Source organism: Marinactinospora endophytica (assembly GCF_054780875.1).
The window spans coordinates 279,456-296,016 of the sequence record NZ_BAAGVM010000003.1 but is presented as its reverse complement, the minus strand read 5'-3'; the positions used below and the strand labels follow the sequence as shown (position 1 = coordinate 296,016).

Annotated in this window: 13 protein-coding genes and 2 tRNA genes; 6 read left to right on the top strand and 9 right to left on the bottom strand. The window is 72.1% G+C overall.

The annotated features are described in order from the left end of the window. Window positions 1–24: 24 nt before the first annotated feature. Complete coding sequence (locus ACYVHU_RS07945) at window positions 25–1,638, top strand: N-acyl-D-amino-acid deacylase family protein (protein WP_078762645.1); 1,614 nt, start codon at window positions 25–27, stop codon at window positions 1,636–1,638. Window positions 1,639–1,809: 171 nt separating this feature from the next. Beyond that, window positions 1,810–3,219: a GntP family permease gene (locus ACYVHU_RS07940; RefSeq protein ID WP_078762644.1), complete on the top strand. Its 1,410-nt coding sequence runs from the start codon at window positions 1,810–1,812 to the stop codon at window positions 3,217–3,219. 54 nt (window positions 3,220–3,273) lie between these two features. On the opposite strand, the gene ACYVHU_RS07935 is transcribed toward ACYVHU_RS07940, so the two are convergent. The 3 genes from ACYVHU_RS07935 to ACYVHU_RS07925 form a co-directional block, all read right to left on the bottom strand. Beyond that, a tRNA-Met gene (locus ACYVHU_RS07935) sits at window positions 3,274–3,350 on the bottom strand. A gap of 229 nt (window positions 3,351–3,579) precedes the next feature. Next, window positions 3,580–3,656, bottom strand: a tRNA-Met gene (locus ACYVHU_RS07930). Window positions 3,657–3,782: 126 nt separating this feature from the next. Continuing rightward, window positions 3,783–6,797, bottom strand: a complete 3,015-nt coding sequence (locus ACYVHU_RS07925) for a UPF0182 family protein (RefSeq protein WP_078762643.1) — start codon at window positions 6,795–6,797, stop codon at window positions 3,783–3,785. 245 nt (window positions 6,798–7,042) lie between these two features. On the opposite strand from ACYVHU_RS07925, the gene ACYVHU_RS07920 reads away from it, so the two are divergent. After that, entirely contained in the window at window positions 7,043–7,561 is a 519-nt protein-coding gene (locus ACYVHU_RS07920; protein WP_235001041.1) for a PPA1309 family protein, read from the top strand. A 52-nt stretch (window positions 7,562–7,613) separates the two neighbouring features. Here ACYVHU_RS07920 and ACYVHU_RS07915 read toward each other — a convergent pair whose 3' ends face one another. The 3 genes from ACYVHU_RS07915 to ACYVHU_RS07905 all read right to left on the bottom strand — a co-directional run bounded on the left by ACYVHU_RS07915 (window position 7,614) and on the right by ACYVHU_RS07905 (window position 10,402). Beyond that, window positions 7,614–8,663, bottom strand: a complete 1,050-nt coding sequence (locus tag ACYVHU_RS07915) for a YlbL family protein (protein WP_078762641.1) — start codon at window positions 8,661–8,663, stop codon at window positions 7,614–7,616. Window positions 8,664–8,720: 57 nt separating this feature from the next. Further along, window positions 8,721–9,158, bottom strand: a complete 438-nt coding sequence (locus tag ACYVHU_RS07910; RefSeq protein ID WP_078762820.1) for a molybdenum cofactor biosynthesis protein MoaE — start codon at window positions 9,156–9,158, stop codon at window positions 8,721–8,723. 122 nt (window positions 9,159–9,280) lie between these two features. Continuing rightward, on the bottom strand, window positions 9,281–10,402 hold the full coding sequence (locus ACYVHU_RS07905; protein WP_078762640.1) for an NAD-dependent epimerase/dehydratase family protein: 1,122 nt from the start codon (window positions 10,400–10,402) through the stop codon (window positions 9,281–9,283). A gap of 61 nt (window positions 10,403–10,463) precedes the next feature. Here ACYVHU_RS07905 and ACYVHU_RS07900 point away from each other — a divergent pair, with 61 nt between their 5' ends. After that, window positions 10,464–11,855 (top strand): zinc-dependent metalloprotease, encoded by a 1,392-nt coding sequence (locus ACYVHU_RS07900; RefSeq protein ID WP_078762639.1) that lies wholly within the window; start codon window positions 10,464–10,466, stop codon window positions 11,853–11,855. Continuing rightward, complete coding sequence (locus ACYVHU_RS07895; protein WP_200813678.1) at window positions 11,852–12,400, top strand: NUDIX hydrolase; 549 nt, start codon at window positions 11,852–11,854, stop codon at window positions 12,398–12,400. The genes ACYVHU_RS07900 and ACYVHU_RS07895 overlap by 4 nt, the downstream gene beginning before the upstream one ends. 13 nt (window positions 12,401–12,413) lie before the next feature. Here the strand turns inward: ACYVHU_RS07895 and ACYVHU_RS07890 are convergent, their stop codons facing one another. After that, window positions 12,414–13,388 carry a YbgA family protein gene (locus ACYVHU_RS07890; protein ID WP_078762638.1) on the bottom strand — a complete coding sequence of 325 codons (975 nt, stop codon included), beginning with the start codon at window positions 13,386–13,388 and terminating at the stop codon, window positions 12,414–12,416. 837 nt (window positions 13,389–14,225) lie between these two features. Here ACYVHU_RS07890 and ACYVHU_RS07885 point away from each other — a divergent pair. Continuing rightward, entirely contained in the window at window positions 14,226–15,044 is an 819-nt protein-coding gene (locus tag ACYVHU_RS07885; RefSeq protein WP_235001040.1) for a pentapeptide repeat-containing protein, read from the top strand. Window positions 15,045–15,081: 37 nt separating this feature from the next. On the opposite strand, the gene ACYVHU_RS07880 is transcribed toward ACYVHU_RS07885, so the two are convergent. Both ACYVHU_RS07880 and ACYVHU_RS07875 read right to left on the bottom strand, forming a co-directional pair. Continuing rightward, the gene (locus tag ACYVHU_RS07880) at window positions 15,082–15,738 is read right to left on the bottom strand and encodes an NTP transferase domain-containing protein (RefSeq protein WP_078762636.1); all 657 of its coding nucleotides are present in this window, start codon (window positions 15,736–15,738) and stop codon (window positions 15,082–15,084) included. 45 nt (window positions 15,739–15,783) lie between these two features. Continuing rightward, the gene (locus ACYVHU_RS07875; RefSeq protein WP_235001039.1) at window positions 15,784–16,356 is read right to left on the bottom strand and encodes a M48 metallopeptidase family protein; all 573 of its coding nucleotides are present in this window, start codon (window positions 16,354–16,356) and stop codon (window positions 15,784–15,786) included. Between the last annotated feature and the right edge of the window lie 205 nt (window positions 16,357–16,561).

The window sequence follows — 16,561 nt, the reverse complement described above, 5'->3', positions numbered from 1 at the left end:
CGCCCTCGCCCTCTGGAGGCGGCCATGGACATCCTCATCACCAACGCGACGGTCATCGACGGGACCGGGGCCCCCGGCTACCCCGCCGACGTCGAGATCGACAACGGCCGGATCACCGGCATCCACCCCGTCTCCCCCGGCCATCGTGGACCGGCGCGGCGGGTGATCGACGCCGACGGGCTGGCCCTGAGCCCCGGGTTCATCGACATGCACGCCCACTCCGACCTCCAGATCCTGGCCAACCCCGACCACACCGCGAAGGTCACCCAGGGCGTGACCTGTGAGGTCCTGGGCCAGGACGGACTGTCCTTCGCCCCGATCGACGACACCGCCTTGCCGGCCATCCGGCAGCAGATCGCCGGCTGGAACGGCGAACCCGACGACTTCGACTTCTCCTGGCGCACGGTCGCCGGCTACCTCGACCGGCTCGACCAGGGCATCGCCTGCAACGCCTGCTACCTCGTCCCCCAGGGGACCGTGCGCATGCTGGTGGTCGGCCCGGACGCGCGTCCGGCGACCGCCGAGGAGGTGGCCCGGATGCGCGAGATCGTCGCCACCGGCATGCGCGAGGGCGCGGTCGGCATGTCGAGCGGGCTCACCTACACGCCGGGCATGTACGCCGACGACGGCGAGCTGACCGAACTGTGCCGCGCCGTCGCCGAATGGGGCGGTTTCTACGCGCCGCACCACCGCTCCTACGGCGCCGGCGCGCTCGACGCCTACGCCGAGATGATCGACGTGGCGCGACGTTCCGGCTGCTCGTTGCACCTCGCCCACGCCACGATGAACTTCGAACCCAACCGCGGCCGCGCGGGGGAGCTGCTGGAGCTGCTGGACGCGGCACTGGACGAGGGTGTGGACATCTCCCTGGACACCTACCCCTACCTCCCCGGTTCGACGACGCTCGCCGCGATCCTGCCGAGCTGGGCCTTCTCCGGCGGGCCGGGCGAACTGCTGCGCCGGCTGGCCACACCACAGGACCGCGCCCGCATCCGCCACGAGATGGAGCACGAGGGGACCGACGGCTGCCACGGGGTCGTCGTGGACTGGAACACGATCCAGATCAGCGGTGTGCGCAACCCGGAGCTGGGCGACCGGGTCGGGCGGACCATCGCCGAGCTGGCCCGCGAGAGCGGCAGCGACCCCACCGAGTTCTACTTCGACCACCTCATCGCCGACAACCTGGCGACGACGATCCTCCAGCACGTCGGCCACGAGGAGAACGTGCAGACCATCATGCGCCACCGTGCGCACACGGGCGGCTCCGACGGGATCCTCGTCGGCGACCTGCCCCACCCGCGCGCCTGGGGGACCTTCCCCCGCTACCTGGCGCGTTACGTGCGCGAGCTGGGGATCCTCGGCCTGGAGGAGTGCGTCCACCACCTGACCGGTCGCGCCGCCGCCCGGTTGGGGCTGCGCGACCGCGGCGTCGTCCGCGTCGGCAACCACGCCGACCTCGTCCTGTTCGACCCCGACACCGTTCGCGACGAGGCGACCTTCGATGCACCGCGCCGGCCCGCCACCGGCATCCCCTACGTCTTCGTCAACGGCGTCGCCGTCGTCGAGGAGGGGGAGCGCACCGAGGCGCTGCCCGGCCGGGCGCTGCGCCGGACCGCGGAGGGCACCCGCGCCCTCTGAGCCCGTTCCCGGGTCTGCCACCACCTACCACCGGCGGCGCCTCCCACGCGCGCCGGCGGCCCGCTCCGGGCCTCTCCCGGGGCCCGCCTTCCCGGCGGCCCCGGCTCCCCGCCCCGCCCGCGCCGCGGGCGGGGCGCTCCTCACCACCTCCCCATCGGAGACACCCGACCCATGACCGCTCTCCTCAGCTGGCTGCACGGCACGACGCCGGGGCTGCTGCTCCTGTGCGCCGCCGCCATCGCGGTCCTGTTGTTCCTCATCATCAAGATCAAGCTGGAGCCGTTCGTCTCCCTGCTGATCAGCGGCCTGTTCCTCGCCCTGGCGGCCGGTCTCGGAGTGAACGAGATCGTCGGCACCGCGCTGAGCAGCAGCGAATCGCTCCTTGAGACCGGCTTCGGCGGGATCCTGGGACACATCGCGCCGATCATCGGCCTGGGCACGGTCCTGGGCGCCATCCTGGAACGCTCCGGGGGCGCCGACGTGCTCACCCGCCGGTTGCTGAAGCTGTTCGGCCCCAAGGGCGCACCGGTCGCCATGGGCCTGGCCGGCCTGATCTTCGGCATCCCCGTCTTCTTCGACATCGGCATCTTCGTGCTCGCGCCCCTGGTCTACGTGGCCGCGAAACGGGGCGGACGGTCGCTGGTGCTGTACGCGCTGCCCCTGTTGGCGGGGCTGTCCATGACACACGCCTTCCTGCCGCCGCACCCGGGCCCCACCGCCGCCGCCGGCCTGCTCGGCGTGGGACTGGGCTGGCTCATCGTCATGGGCTTCGTCTGCGGCATCCCGGCCTTCGTCGCGGCGGGCATCGCCTGGCCGTTGTGGATCGCGCCGCGCGTGCCGGTGAGCATCCCCGACGACTTCCTCGCGGCCGGCTCCGACGGCGACGCGGCCGAGGACGGTCCGCGTTCCCCGGTGTCCCTGGCGACCGTGGCCCTGGTGATCGCGATCCCGCTGCTGCTCATCCTGGGCGCGACCTTCGGGACGATCATGCTGCCCGAGGGCGGCACCGCCCTCCAGATCCTGACCTTCCTCGGCAACCCGGCGGTGGCGCTGACCATCGCGGTGCTGTTGGCGTTCTACCTGCTGGGGGTCCGCCGAGGCATGACCGTCGCCGAGTTCAGCGAGCTGACCGGCGCGTCGCTGCGGCCGGTCGGCATGATCCTGCTCGTGGTGGGCGCCGGCGCGTTCTTCGGCAAGGTCATCTCGGCGACGGGGGTGGGAAGCGCCCTGGCCGAGACGCTGTCGGGGGCCGGCCTGCCGCTGATCGTGCTGGCCTACGTCATCAGCTGTGGTCTGCGGATCGCCCAGGGGTCGGCGACCGTGGCGATCGTGACGACCGGCGGTATCGTCAGCCCGCTGGTCGCGGGCGGCGACTACAGCCAGGTCCAGCTGGCCCTGCTCGCGGTCGCGATCGCGGCCGGCTCGATCATCGCCAGCCACGTCAACGACGGCGGCTTCTGGATCATCGCCAAGTACTTCAACATGAGTGTCAAGGACACCCTGAAGACCTGGACCGTCTTGGAGACCATCCTGTCGGTGGTGGGCTTCGCGATGGCGGGCCTGCTCTGGCTGCTGGTGTAGCCGGCCCCGGAACTGCGACGGCCCGGATCTCGATGAGATCCGGGCCGCGCCACGTGGTAGCGGGGACAGGATTTGAACCTGCGACCTCTGGGTTATGAGCCCAGCGAGCTACCGAACTGCTCCACCCCGCGTCGATGTGTCCCCACACTATCGCGAAGACGGCCCAGTACCAACTCGGATTGACGGGCGGGCGAGCGCCGACCGAACCCGCGGAGACCGCCGGACGGCCGCGCGGTGGGCAGCGCCGCCCCTCGCCACGGGATGGACCGCGCGATCGCCTCGACCGGGCGGTCCGGTGGTGCCGGGAGGGTCCCGGAACGGCGACGGCCCGGATCTCGATGAGATCCGGGCCGTACCACGTGGTAGCGGGGACAGGATTTGAACCTGCGACCTCTGGGTTATGAGCCCAGCGAGCTACCGAACTGCTCCACCCCGCGTCGGTGTTCCACCACAGTAGCGCAGTCGGCGGAACAGGCCAAATCGTTTGCCCCGGCCACAACGGCGGTGGGGCCGCCACCCGCGCGGCGCGCGGACGACGACCCCACCGGGAGACCGGACCCGGGTCAGGACCCGCCGGCCTCCTCGGCGCGACGCAGCGCCTCCTCCAGGCGCTCGTTGGCCTCGCCGTAGGCCGCGAAGTCACCGTCGCGAAGGGCCTCCTGCCCGTCCTCGTAGGCCTGCGTGGCGTCCTGGAGCGCGGCGGCGAGATCGCCGGCGGGCGGGTCGCCGCCCTCGCCACCGGACTCGGGCTGCTCCTCGGTCCCCTCCTCGGGCAGCGGCTGCTCCCCGCCCTCGAACAGGTTGTTCAGGGCGTCTTGGAGGTTGCGGCCGATCGCGACCTCCTCGCCGAAGCCCACGAGGACCTGCTGGAGCAGCGGGTAGGAGGACGCGCTGCTCTCCGACTGGACGTACAGCGGCTCGACGTAGAGCAGACCGCCGGCGAAGGGCAGCGTGAGCAGGTTGCCGTAGATGACCCGCGAGGAGTCGCTCTGTTCCAGGGGCAGCAGCACGCTACGGACGTCGGCGTCGGCCTCGTATTGGGCCTGCACCTGTCCCGGACCGAGGATCACGGTGCTGCGCGGCAGCTCCAGGATGCGCACCTTGCCGTAGTTGTCCGACGTGGGATCGCTGTCCACCGCCATGAAGGCGGCCAGGTTCTCACGTCCCCGCGGCACGAAGGTGGAGGTCAGCGAGAAGCTCGCCTGCTCGTCACCGGGGAAGCGCAGCGTCTGACGGTAGGGCGGCTCGGGGCTGTCGCCCTCCTTGGTGGGGTCGTCGGGGACGTTCCAGAAGTCCTGACCGCCGTAGAACGCGTTGGCGTCGGTGACGTGGTAGCGCTTGAGGATCTCGCGCTGCACCTTGTAGAGGTCGTCGGGGTAGCGCATGTGCGAGATGAGCTCGTCGCTGATCTCATCGCGCTCGGTGACCAGGTCGGGGAACGCCTGCGACCAGGTCTTCAGCACCGGGTCGCTCTCGTCCCAGCCGTAGACCGTGACCGTGCCGTCGTAGGCGTCGACGGTGGCCTTCACCGAGTTGCGGATGTAGTTGACCTGGTTGCCCGGCAGGGTGTCGACCGAGGTGGTGCTCTGGGTGAAGGTGTCCTCGGTGGCGTCGGCCAGGTCGATCGGCGTGGCGTAGGGGTAGCCGCGCGAGGTGGTGTAGGCGTCGATGACCCAGACGATCTTGCCGTCGACCACCGCGGGGTAGGGGTTGCCGTCGACCGTGAGGAAGGGGGCGACCTTCTCCACCCGCTGGGCCGGGTCGCGCTCGTAGATGATCTGCGAGTCGCTGTTGATGGCGTTGTTGAGCAGGATGGCCGGCTCCTGGTACTTCACCGCGTACAGGATGCGGTCGAAGAAGTTGCTGAGCTGGACACCCCCCTCGCCGTCGTAGTGGTTGGTGGCCTGGCCGGAGTCGTTGGCCTCGCCGGCCGCGGGGGACTCCTCGGGCGCCGGGCTCTCCTGCGCCTCGGGACTCTCCTGCGCAGCCGGGCTCTCCTCGGCCGCGGGGGACTCCTCGGTGCTGGCCGGCGCCTGGGCGTTGTCGGCCTCGGGCGAGGGCTCGGCCGTGGGGGTCACCGCGTCCTCGGTGGTGGGGACCTCCTCGGTCGTCGCGTCGAGCGGGTAGTCGTACTCGGGCTCGGCGTTGACGATGACGTACTCGGCGCCCTCGCTGCCGAAGTAGATGCGCGGCTCATAGGCGCCGGCCGTCTCCGACAGCTCGCCCTTCGGCGGGATGTTGTACTCGGTGAACACCGGGCGACCCTCGGCGTCGACCTGGTTGCCGGCCGCCGCGACGATGCCGAAGCCGTGGGTGTAGACGAGGTGGCGGGTCAGCCAGTTGTCCTGGTCCTCGGGCGGGCCGCTCAGCTCGCGGGCGGCGATGACCGTGTCGACGGTGTCGCCCTCGGGGGTCTGGTAGCGGTCGACGTCCAGCACCTCGGAGAACTGGTAGAACCCGCGCACCTGCTGCATCTGCTGGAAGGTCTGGGAGACCACCGAGGGGTCGACCAGGCGGACGCTGGGGATGGTCGAGGCCTCCTCGGCGAGCTGCGCCGGGGTCAGTTCGGTCTGCGCGTCGTAGGTCTGGACCTCGGCGTCACCGAGACCGTAGGCGGCCCGGGTGGCGTCGATGTTGCGCTGGATGTAGGGCCGCTCCAGACGCTGCTCGTTGGGGTCGACGGTGAACTGCTGGACGATGGTGGGGTAGACGCCGCCGACCAGGACCGCCGAGAGCACCAGCAGGCCGAGGCTGACCATCGGCACCATGGCGTTCTTGAAGTAGATGTTGGCGAAGAACAGGGCGGCGCACACCAGCGCGATGATGAACAGGATGATCTTGGCGTAGAGCACCGCGTTGACGTCGGTGTAGGACGCGCCGCTGGTGTAACCGCGCTCGGAGAACACCAGGCCGTACTGGTCCAGCCAGTAGGCGGCGGCCTTGAGCAGCACGAAGAAGCCGAGCAGCACCGACAGGTGGACCCGCGCGGCCGGGGTGGCGCGCTGTCCCTGCGACTGCAGGCGGACCCCGCCGTACAGGTAGTGGACGACCACCGCCGCGATGAAGGCGATGACGACCGCGGCGAACAGGTAGCCCAGGATCACCCGCAGGAACGGGTAGACGAACGTGAAGAACGAGACGTCGATGCCGAACTGCGGGTCGCTGACCCCGAACTCGGCGGCGTTGGCGAACTCCAGGTAGGTCTGCCACTCCGCGCTCGCCGAGGCCCCCGTGAGCAGGCCCAGACCGCCGACGATCGCCCAGAAGAACATCTTGCGGTGGGGGTCGACCGAGGCCCGGTAACGGTCCAGGCCCTGCTGTTCGAGGCTGAACGGACGGTAGGCGGGACGGGTTCGGTAGGCGAAGTAGATGCTGGACCCGACGATCAGGGCCATCACCAGGGCCCCACCGAGGAACAACAGCGCCCTGGTACGGAGTTCGGTCAAGAAGACCGAGGTGTAGCCGACCGAGTCGAACCACTTGTAGTCGGTCCAGAAGTTCGCGGCCAGCATGATGCCCGCGACGATGACGACCACGGCTGCCGCGACGGGCGCGAGAAGTCGAGATCGACGGGGCATGCGCGCATTCGGTGCGCCGGGCGGTCGGAAGCTCACGCCTCCCCCTCGTTCATGGCTGTTGTCGGGTCGGGTGTCGGAACACGGGGATGTCCCCGCCTTGGCAACTCGCCACGACCGCTCGGGGTTCCCGTGAACCCCCCGTTACGAGGTCTCGAACCCGCATCGATCCGATCGCCGCTGCCGCCACTTTGACCTTACTCGCCGGGGCCAGCGAAACCGCGCGGACGATCGGCCACCATAGAGGGGTGTCTTTCAACATTCGCGAAGTCGTCTTGGACCTGGAGCGGCACGCCGCGGACCAGGGGTGGGACCAGCCGGTACGTGTCTACGCGCTGGTGCCCACCGCCGACCTGATCGCCCAGGAGCCGCACCTGGCCGGCCTCTTGGGCGTCAGTGAGCCCGTGGACGCCGCCGACCTGACCCCCATCGAGCAGGAGCCCCTCCCCGAGGGGGTGCCCATCGAGGAGGCCCTGGGCCGCATGGCCTGGCCCGAGGCCGTCGCCGGCTGCGCGCTGGTCATGGAGCGCCTGGTCGTGAAGGGCTCGGACGAGACCCTCGATCCGCCCCGTGGCGCCGATGCCGCGGCCTGGGCCGCCGAACAGCCGGGCAGCGAGGAGATCCGCATGGTCGCCGGCGTGCTGCGTGACGGCAGCCGCCACTCGGCGCTGCGCATGCGCAGCCACGACAGTCCCGACCAGGTTCTCAACGGCCAGGACCTGGTCCCGGCGCTGACCTCGGCGCTCGCCCTCACCCTGGAGGAATGAGACCGGCCCCGTCCCCGCCTCCCGCTTCCCGGGGAGGCGGGGCCGTCCGGGGTCACTCGCAGCGGGGCAGGTCCTGGAGCCCTTCGCCGGTGCGGATGGCCTCGAGCGCGTCGACCGCCTCGGAGAGCCGCTCGATCCGCACGACCTCGATCTCGCCGGTCGCCGCGGAGTCCAACGTCTGGGAGCAGCTCTCGGCCGCGACGAAGAAGTACTCGGCGCCCTGTCGCTGGGCGCTCACCATCTTCTGCTGCACGCCGCTCACACCGCCGACCTCGCCCTCGGGGGTGATCGTGCCGCTGCCCGCGATGACGTGCCCGCCGGTCAGCCCCTCGGGGCTGAGCCGGTCCATGATGCCCAGCGCGAACATCATGCCGGCGCTGGGCCCGCCGATGTCGCCGACGCTGATGTCGACCTCGACGGGGAAGTCCATGTCGTTGCCGACCATGACGCCGATGAGCGGTTCGCCCTCCTCCGACTCCGTCGAGGTCACCGTCACCTCGCGGGTACGGCCGTCCCGCTCGACGGTGAGCGCGACCTCGTCGCCCACCTCGCGATCGCGGACGAGCTCGACGGCCTCCTCCTTGTCGGAGACGGGTTCGCCGTCCACCTTCGCGATGACGTCACCGACCTCGACCCGGCCTTCGGCCGGTCCCCCCTCGTTGACCCCCGCGACGATCGCGCTGGTGTCGTAGTCGATCCCCAGCTCGGTGAGCGCGGCGGCCACGGCGGCCTGCTGGGAGTCGTCCATCTGCATCGACTGGCTCTCGGTGATCTCGTCGAGGCTGCGGTCCGGCGGGAAGACCGCCTCCTCCGGCAGCACCGCGTTGGTCGGGGACAGCCACGCCCCCAGCGCGGTGAACAGGTCCATGCGCGCGCCCGGCCCGCCCGCGTACTGCACGGTCACCATGGCCAGGCCGCCCTCGTGGTCGTAGCTTCGGCGCCCCTCGATCCGGATGACCTCCTCGCCCTCGTGCTCGCCGAGGGTGTTCAGGGCGACCCCCGGGGAGGCGACGAGGTAGGGCACCGGCAGGAGGCTCGCGCCGACCGCGAGTGCCACCAACAGCAGGAGCGCGACGATGAGGGTCCGGGCACGACGCAACATGGTGGCAAGCCTACGTGGCGCGCCGTGGCCCCGTTCCGCCGCTCCCGTCCCGCTGGGTCAGCAGGCGCCGACCCACTCGGCGTCGCCGTCGGTGAACGTCTGGTGCTTCCAGATGGGGACCTCGGCCTTGATGTCGTCGATGAGCCGGCGGCAGGCCGCGAACGCCTCCTCGCGGTGGGCCGCCGCCGCGGCCACGACGACCGCGATGTCGCCGACACGCAGGTCGCCGACACGGTGCAGCGCCGCCACCCGCCACACCGGACGTCCGTCCCGCGAGGTGTCGGCCACGACCTTCTCCATCACCCGGCGCATCTGCGCCTCGGCGGTCGGGTGGGCGGAGTAGGAGAGATCGGTCACCTGGCGTCCGTGGTCGTGGTCGCGGACCGTGCCGACGAAGAAGGCGGTCCCGCCGGCATGGTCGTCCTGGACCGCGGAGACGACCTCGTCGATGGAGAGGGGGGTGTCGCGCAGCCCCAACAGCGTGATCTGTTCCACGGTCACGACGGTATCAACTGGGCATCACGGACGGACGAAGCGACGTCCGGGGCGCGGCGCGCGACCGGCCCCTGGGACGCCTCTCCCGAACCGCCGCCCGGCAGGTGCGCCACCGGCCGGCCTCACCCCCGGCGGCGCTTGCGCAGATGGCGTACGGCGGCCGCGGTGCCGATGGCCGCGACCGCGGCGCCGGCCGCGCCGGCCGCCGTGATCGTGGCCTCCTTGCGGCCGAGGTTGCGTCCCACCAGGGCGTGTCCGGCCCGCGCCTCCAACAGGACGCGCAGGGCGGTCTCGTTGTCGTAGGCCGGCCGCCACCCCGCCCGGCGCAGCGTGGCGCAGTCGACCACGCACGGGTAGACCAGGAAACGCAGGTCGTCGACCCCCTCGGGGGTCAGCCCGACCTGGTGCAGCCGGCGCGCGGTGCCGAAGGCCAGGTGCGCGGGCAGTTCGAAACCGCGCAGTCCGGCGACCTCCTGGGCGACGTCGTGGGACAGCGCCCCCTCGCATCCCACCGCGAGAGCCCCGTCGGGCCCGGTGACCTCGTTGCGCACGACGAAGTCGAGCGCGTCGGCGAGGTCGTCGACATGGCAGAACTGCCAGGCCTGTTCGCACCCCTTGACCCCGAGGAGACGGGGCGCCGCGAAGTGGCGGGTCACCAACGTGTCGAGCCCCGGGCCGACGAGGGGGGCCGGGCGGACGACGGTGACGGACAGGCCGGGATGGGCGCGCCGGGCCAGCCGGGCCAGCTCCTCGATCTCGGTGAAGTCACCCGCCAGGCCGGGCCCGCTCGCCGGGCTGAGCGGCGCGTCCTCGTCCATGGGCACCGGGTTGGCCGGGTCGGCGCCGTAGACCATCGTCCCGGTGAGCAGCACCACGCGGGAGACGCGCTCGGCCGCCGCGGCGGTGAGGACGGTCTGGGCGGCGCGGATGTTGTGGGCGTGCCGCTCGCGTTGGGGGGTCTCGGGGGAACGGTCGTCGGCGGTGTGCACGAGGACGTCCACGCCGTGGAGCCGGGCGGCCAACCGGGGGTCGCAGACGTCGGCGACGCGCCAGGTGACCCCTTCGGTGTCTCCCCACCGCCCGTCGATGGCGACCACCTCGGAGATCTCCCCGGAACCTCTGGAGGTCAACAGTCGTTCCACGAGTATCCGCCCGACGCCGTTGGCCGCTCCCGTGACCGCGACGACCGGCCCTTCGGTGTCGCGGCTGTGCTGTGGGCGAACCTGGCCAGATCGAGTACTCACTCCGGGCGGCTCCCAGCTAACGTGACAGTGGAGACGTTCCTATCCTGCCTGAGGTCTAATCGTGAGTGACCATCCTTTCGGTTTCAGCATGCCGAACGACCCCGACGACGAGTCCGGACGCGGATCCGGCGGGTCCGGCAGCGGCGGCCCAGGCGGGGACTTCCCCAACATGCCGCCCGGCTTCCCCATGGGCGACCCGCAGCAGATGGCCCAGATGCTGCGCCAGTTCGCCGACATGATGGCGGCCCAGTCCTCCTCCGGCGCCTCGGCGTCGGGCATCAACTGGGACATGGCCAAGAACATCGCCCGGCACGTCGTCTCCGAGCGCGGCGACTCCAGCGTCGGCGCCGCCGAGTACGCCCACGTCCAGGAGGCGTTGCGGCTCGCCGACCTGTGGGTGAACGAGTCCACGGTGCTGCCCTCCGGCGTCACCACGGCCCAGGCGTGGAGCCGGTCGGAGTGGATCGAGCGCACCATGTCGACCTGGACCACGCTGTGCGACCCGTTGACCGCCCGCGTCGTGGAGTCCATGGGGCACAACATCCCCGAGGAGATGCAGGGCATGGCCGGCCCGCTGCTGGGCATGGTGCGCCAGATGGGCGGCATGCTGGTCGGCCAGCAGGCCGGCCAGGCCATCGGCGAGCTCGCGCGCGAGGTCGTGGGGTCCACCGACGTCGGCCTTCCGCTGGCCGGCGAGGGCCGGGCGGCGCTGCTGCCGGCCGGTGTCTCGGCCTTCGGCGAGGGATTGGGCGTCCCCCTGGACGAGGTGCGTCTCTACCTCGCGGCTCGCGAGGTCGCCCACCACCGGCTGTTCGGCCACGTCCCGTGGCTGCGCTCGCACGTCTTCGGCCTGGTCGAGGAGTACGCGCGCGGTATGTCGTTCGACATGAGCGGCCTGGAGGAGAAGCTCGGCCGCATCGACATCTCCAACCCCGACGCGCTACAGGAGGCGCTGTCGGGCACCGAGGGCGAGGGGCTGTTCCAGCCGCAGGACACCCCGCAGCAGAAGGCGTCGCTGGCCCGGTTGGAGACGACACTGGCGCTGGTCGAGGGGTGGGTGTCGGTCGTCGTCGACTCCGCGGTCTCGACGCGGCTGCCCCAGGCCGCTGCGCTGGCCGAGGCCATCCGCCGTCGGCGCGCCTCGGGCGGTCCGGCGGAGCACACCTTCGCGACGCTGGTGGGGCTGGAGCTGCGCCCGCGCCGACTGCGCGAGGCCGCCGCGCTGTGGCGGGCGCTGGAGGAGGCCCGGGGCGTCGAGGGCCGCGACGCGGTGTGGGAGCACCCCGACCTCATGCCCTCGGGCTCGGACCTGGACGACCCCGAGTCGTTCGTCTCCGGCCGGGCCGGTTCCGACCCGTTCGACCTGTCCCAGCTCACCGACCCCGAGGCCGGCCCTCGGGAGCGGCCCGGCGACGAGGACGGCAAGGACGGCGACGACGGGGAACGCGAGTGAGCGGTCTGCTCGCCGACGCGCGGGCCGTCCTGGAGTCGTGGGAGGCGCCCAGCTCCGAGCAGGAGGAACTGCGCCGCGACTATCTCGCCCACCTCGACCGGCACGAGGACGCGATGTGGCGTTCCTGCCGTCCCGGCCACCTCACCGCCAGCGCCGCGATCGTCGATCCCTCGGGTACCGCCACCGTCCTCACGCTGCACCGTTCCATCCGGCTGTGGCTCCAGCTCGGTGGTCACTGCGAGGCCGACGACGCCACCCTGGCCGACGTCGCGCTGCGCGAGGCGACCGAGGAGTCCGGGATCCCGGGGTTGCGTCTGTTGCCGGGCCCGATCCGCCTGGACCGCCACGCCGTCCCCTGCGGCGGTGGTTCGGTCCACCTCGACGTGCAGTACGCGGTGGTCGCGCCCGCCGGTGCCACGCTGTCCCGGCTCGTGGACGAGTCCGACGACCTCGGCTGGTTCCCGGTGGCGGACCTGCCCGAGCCGACCGACACCGCCTGCCGCTCCCTGGTGTCGGCGGCGGCCGAGGCGGCGCGACGGGCCTGATCCCCGCCTTCCCTCAGACCCCGACCGTGTTGCGCAACCTCAGATCCTCGGGGAACGGCGCCAGATAGGTCTGCTCGCACGCCCACTCGACCCGCTCGGCGGTGCAGTGGTGGCGGAGCAGCGCGATCGGCAGGCTCAGGGGGAGCCGTCCCGCCCGGTAGGCGTCCACGGTGGCCAGCAGGTCGTGGCGGCGCACGTCGTCGAGGAGCGGGCTGATCATCCCGAACGCGTGTTGGAGCGCGTTGGTCTGCTTCCCCGGGGTGGCGCGTCGGGCCATCGTGGTGTGGAACTCCCGGGTGTAGTCCTCCTCGGTCGTCTCCGGATCGTTTCGGCCGGCCGCGGCGACGATCCGCCCGGTACGACGGTACCCCTCGGGATCGTGCGCCATGAGTTGGAGCTTGTGCCGGGCGTGGAAGGCCACAAGGTCGCGTGGACGCCAGTCGGACTCGAACAGCGCGCGCAGCCGGGCGTGCGCGAAGACCCTCTCCACCCAGTGTTCGCGCAGGCCCGGGTCGCAGAGGCGGCCCTGCTCCTCCACGGGGAGTCCCGGGTGCTGGACGACCAGGCGTTCGGCGAACACGCCGCGGCCCTTTCCGTCGACGCGCCGGCCGTTCTCGAACACCGGCATGCCGTACAGTCCGCAGCTCGGCGACCGGTTCTTCAGCACGTAGCCGTCCAGGCGGCGAAGCTGGGCTTCGTGCCGGTCGGCGACGGCGGCGATGGCGTCGGTGTGGTCGGTCCCGGTCCTGGCCGTGACGATGCGCGTGCGCTGGTCCGCGGAGCGGTCGAGGCGGAGGGTCTCGCGTGGGGTGCCCAGCCCGATCTCGGCCTCGGGACAGACCGGGACCCACACGACGTGGCGGTCGAGTTCGTCGGTGAGGAATCGGTGTCGGGAGTGTCCCCCGTTGTAGCGGACGGGCGCCCCCAATAGGCAACTGGATACCCCGATCCGAGGGCGTTCGTCCGGTTCGGGTTGCTCGGTGCTCATACAGCGGGCGATACCCGATGCGCTGGGAGCCAACCTCGCAGGTCACCGGCGTTATCGGGAACATCCGCCGTCGAGGAGCGCCGCGCGGCCACGACCGTCACGCCGTTGCCCCGAGTCCTCCGCGCCCATGGCCCTCCCGGGTCCTGTACCGCAGGAACGCGCCGCTCTCCCCCGAGGTCGCCGCGCGAACGCGGTGGCGGCCCGCCCCCCGCCAGGGACGCCCTCCGCGAGCGGCCGCGATGGCGCGGGCGCGCCGGCGTCCGCCTGGAAGACCCCGCCTCCCACCCCGCGGCTCAGGACCGAAGGCCGCGCGAGCCCGCCGCCGGCGAGCGGGTCGGGGCGCCGCGGCCCGCCCAGGCCGCTGCGCCGGCCGCGCCGAAGCGCTTCACGGCGACCGGGCAGGCCCGTCCCCGGCCTCCGACGCTCGCGGCGCGCCAAGGACCGCGCTCTTTTGGCGGCCCGGGACCGGGTGTCCTGTCCGGCCTGGCCCGTCTCGGCGGCGTCTCGCGCGAGCCGCCCCGCACCGGCCCGAGAACGTCCACGGCGACCGGCTCCCGAGGTCGCGCGGATCCGCGCCGGCGACCACGGCGGCCGGCCGTGGCGGGCCGGGGTACCGGTCCGGCCGGATCTCCCTCCCCCGCGGCACTCCCGTGAGACGTTCCCGGCGGTGTCCACGTACGGCGTCCCCCCTCGAAACGGCGGGGATGGTGCTGCGCCCCCTGCCGTGACCACCGCTTTTCCCCACCCGCTGCCCTCCCCCACCAGACCGGAGGGGTGGCGGACATGGGGGAGGATGGGGAGGAGACCCCGCACACGTCCCGAGGAGAACCGTTCGCCTTGCCACCGTCCGGCCCCGACCGTCGCTCCGCCCTGCGCGCCGACTGCGCCTCCTGTTTCGGGCTGTGCTGCGTCGCGCTCCCCTTCGCCGCCTCCGCCGACTTCGCGCTGGACAAGGAGGCCGGCCGCCCCTGCCCGAACCTGCGCGAGGACTCCCGCTGCGGCATCCACTCCCACCTGCGCGAGAAGGGGTTCTCCGGCTGCACGGTCTTCGACTGTTTCGGCGCGGGCCAGAAGGTCTCCCAGATCACCTTCGAGGGGCGTGACTGGCGCCGGGACCGACGGACGGCGAAGCAGATGTTCGCGGTCTTCCCGGTCATGCGGCTGCTCCACGAGCTGCTCCGTCACCTCGACGAGGCGCTGTCGCTGCCCGTCGATCCCGCCCTGCGCGACGGACTCGGCCGGGCCGCGGCGAAGGTCGAACGGCTCTCCCTCGAGGACGCCGGAACCCTGCTCGCCCTGGACCTGGCGGCGCTCCACCGGGAAGTGGGCGACCTGCTCTCCCAGAGCAGCGCGCAGGCCCGGGCCGCGCTGCCGGGGCCGCGGGCCGACCACAGGGGGGCCGACCTCATCGGGGCCCGGCTGCGGGGAGCCGATCTGCGCGGGGCGGATCTGCGCGGCTCCTACCTCATCGCGGCCGATCTGCGCGACGCCGATCTGCGGGGGGCCGACCTGCTGGGGGCCGACCTGCGCGACGCCGATCTGCGCGGGGCCGACCTCACCGGCGGCGTCTTCCTGACCGGCCCCCAGGTCACCTCGGCCAAGGGGGACGACACGACCCTCCTGCCGGCCTCCCTGTCCCGTCCCGCGCACTGGTGAGCTCCCCGCGGACCGCCGGTCCGCGTTCCCCTCGGGTTCAGCCGGGCGGTCGGTTGACCGTCCCGGATGCCAGTACGGCCCGGGTCGACTCCCATCCCTCCAGGCCCTGGTCGAGACGGTCGATGTCGGCGGGGGCGCGTAGCCGGTGCCAGCCCGGGGCGACGGACAGCGCCCTGCGGGTCGGCCGGGCCCGGGCCAGGGTGGCGAGCGCGTCGGGGGCGTCCAGGTCGGCGCCCTGCTGCCACGGCGGCGGCGGCAACCGGCAGGCCAAGGCCACGAGACCACCGCCCTCGGCCGGGCAGACCGCGAGTTCGGCGGACCCCAGCCCACGAAGGAGCTTGCCGATCAGGAGCGGCGGCAGGTCCGGGGCGTCGGCGGCGACGATGACGGCCTGCTCGGCGCCCCGGCCCTCCACCGCCTCCAGCGCGGCGCGCAGCGGCTGCGGGCCGTCGACGTCGGCCACGGTCGTCCCCGGCCAGGTCAGCTCGGCCACTCGGTCGGTGATCCGTGGTCTGCGCCACACGACGACGACGGGTTCGCACCCCGTGAGTCCCGCGGCGACCTCGTAGGTGTCCTCGACGAGGGCGAGCGCGTAGACGTCCGGATCGATTCCGGGGGGTGGCAGGGCGCCGGTGTCGGGAGTGACCAGGACAGCGGCGACACGGACGGGAGCGGGGCGGGGGGCGTTGTCCACGGTGCCGATGCTAGGCGGCCGCGGGGATGGCAGGGGGCGCGTTCCTCACGTCCGCGCCTCGCGGTTCTCGCCGGGATCGTCCCCGAGTTCGAGGGGATCCCCCTCGGGGCCGTGGCCGAGCCTCGGTGCGGCGGCGATGCCCTCCAGGTATCCGCGAGCGCGTTCGGTCCGGGGGTAGCGCCCCACCAGCTCCCAGAAGTCGCGGCCGTGTCCGGGGATGACGAGGTGGGCGAGCTCGTGGACGAGCACGTAGTCGACGACCCAGGACGGCATCCCCACCAGGCGTCGCGATAGGCGGATGGACCCGTTCTCGGGTGTGCACGACCCCCAGCGCGTGTTCTGGTTGTCGACCCAGCGGACGCTGCGTGGCTCGGCCCTGCCGTCGAGGTAACGCTGCGAGAGCTCCACCGCGCGAGCCCGTAGCGCGTCGTCGTCGGGTCGGCGGCGCTCCTCGCGTGCTTGGAGCCGTTCCAGCATCCGCTCCACCCAGCGCTTCTCTTCGGCGCGGGAGAACGTCGCGGGAACGAGGACGACCGTCTTGTCCCCGTCTCGATAGGCGGACACGGTCCGCCGGCGGCGGGAACTGCGGCGCACCTCGACTTTGGTCGTGGGAGGCACGTTTTCAACGTAGCTCAGGGCTAGGACAGGCCACAGAGAACCTATGACGGTTTTTGTCAACAAAAGACACTTAAGTACCTATTCACGTTCCCGAAGGGTCCGCGGGCACCCCGTCCCCACCACATGACCTGGGCAAAGGACCCGAACACGATGACGACCGCTTCCGGCCACCGCGCGCGACGGTCCCGAGCGCCGGACGAGGGGA

Bases quoted from the DNA above. Each gene is read 5' to 3' on its own strand.
- ACYVHU_RS07925 (WP_078762643.1), bottom strand. From the start codon at position 6,797: ATGCCCCGTCGATCTCGACTTCTCGCGCCCGTCGCGGCAGCCGTGGTC.
- ACYVHU_RS07940 (WP_078762644.1), top strand. From the start codon at position 1,810: ATGACCGCTCTCCTCAGCTGGCTGCACGGCACGACGCCGGGGCTGCTG.
- ACYVHU_RS07915 (WP_078762641.1), bottom strand. From the start codon at position 8,663: ATGTTGCGTCGTGCCCGGACCCTCATCGTCGCGCTCCTGCTGTTGGTG.
- ACYVHU_RS07890 (WP_078762638.1), bottom strand. From the start codon at position 13,388: ATGAGCACCGAGCAACCCGAACCGGACGAACGCCCTCGGATCGGGGTA.
- ACYVHU_RS07945 (WP_078762645.1), top strand. From the start codon at position 25: ATGGACATCCTCATCACCAACGCGACGGTCATCGACGGGACCGGGGCC.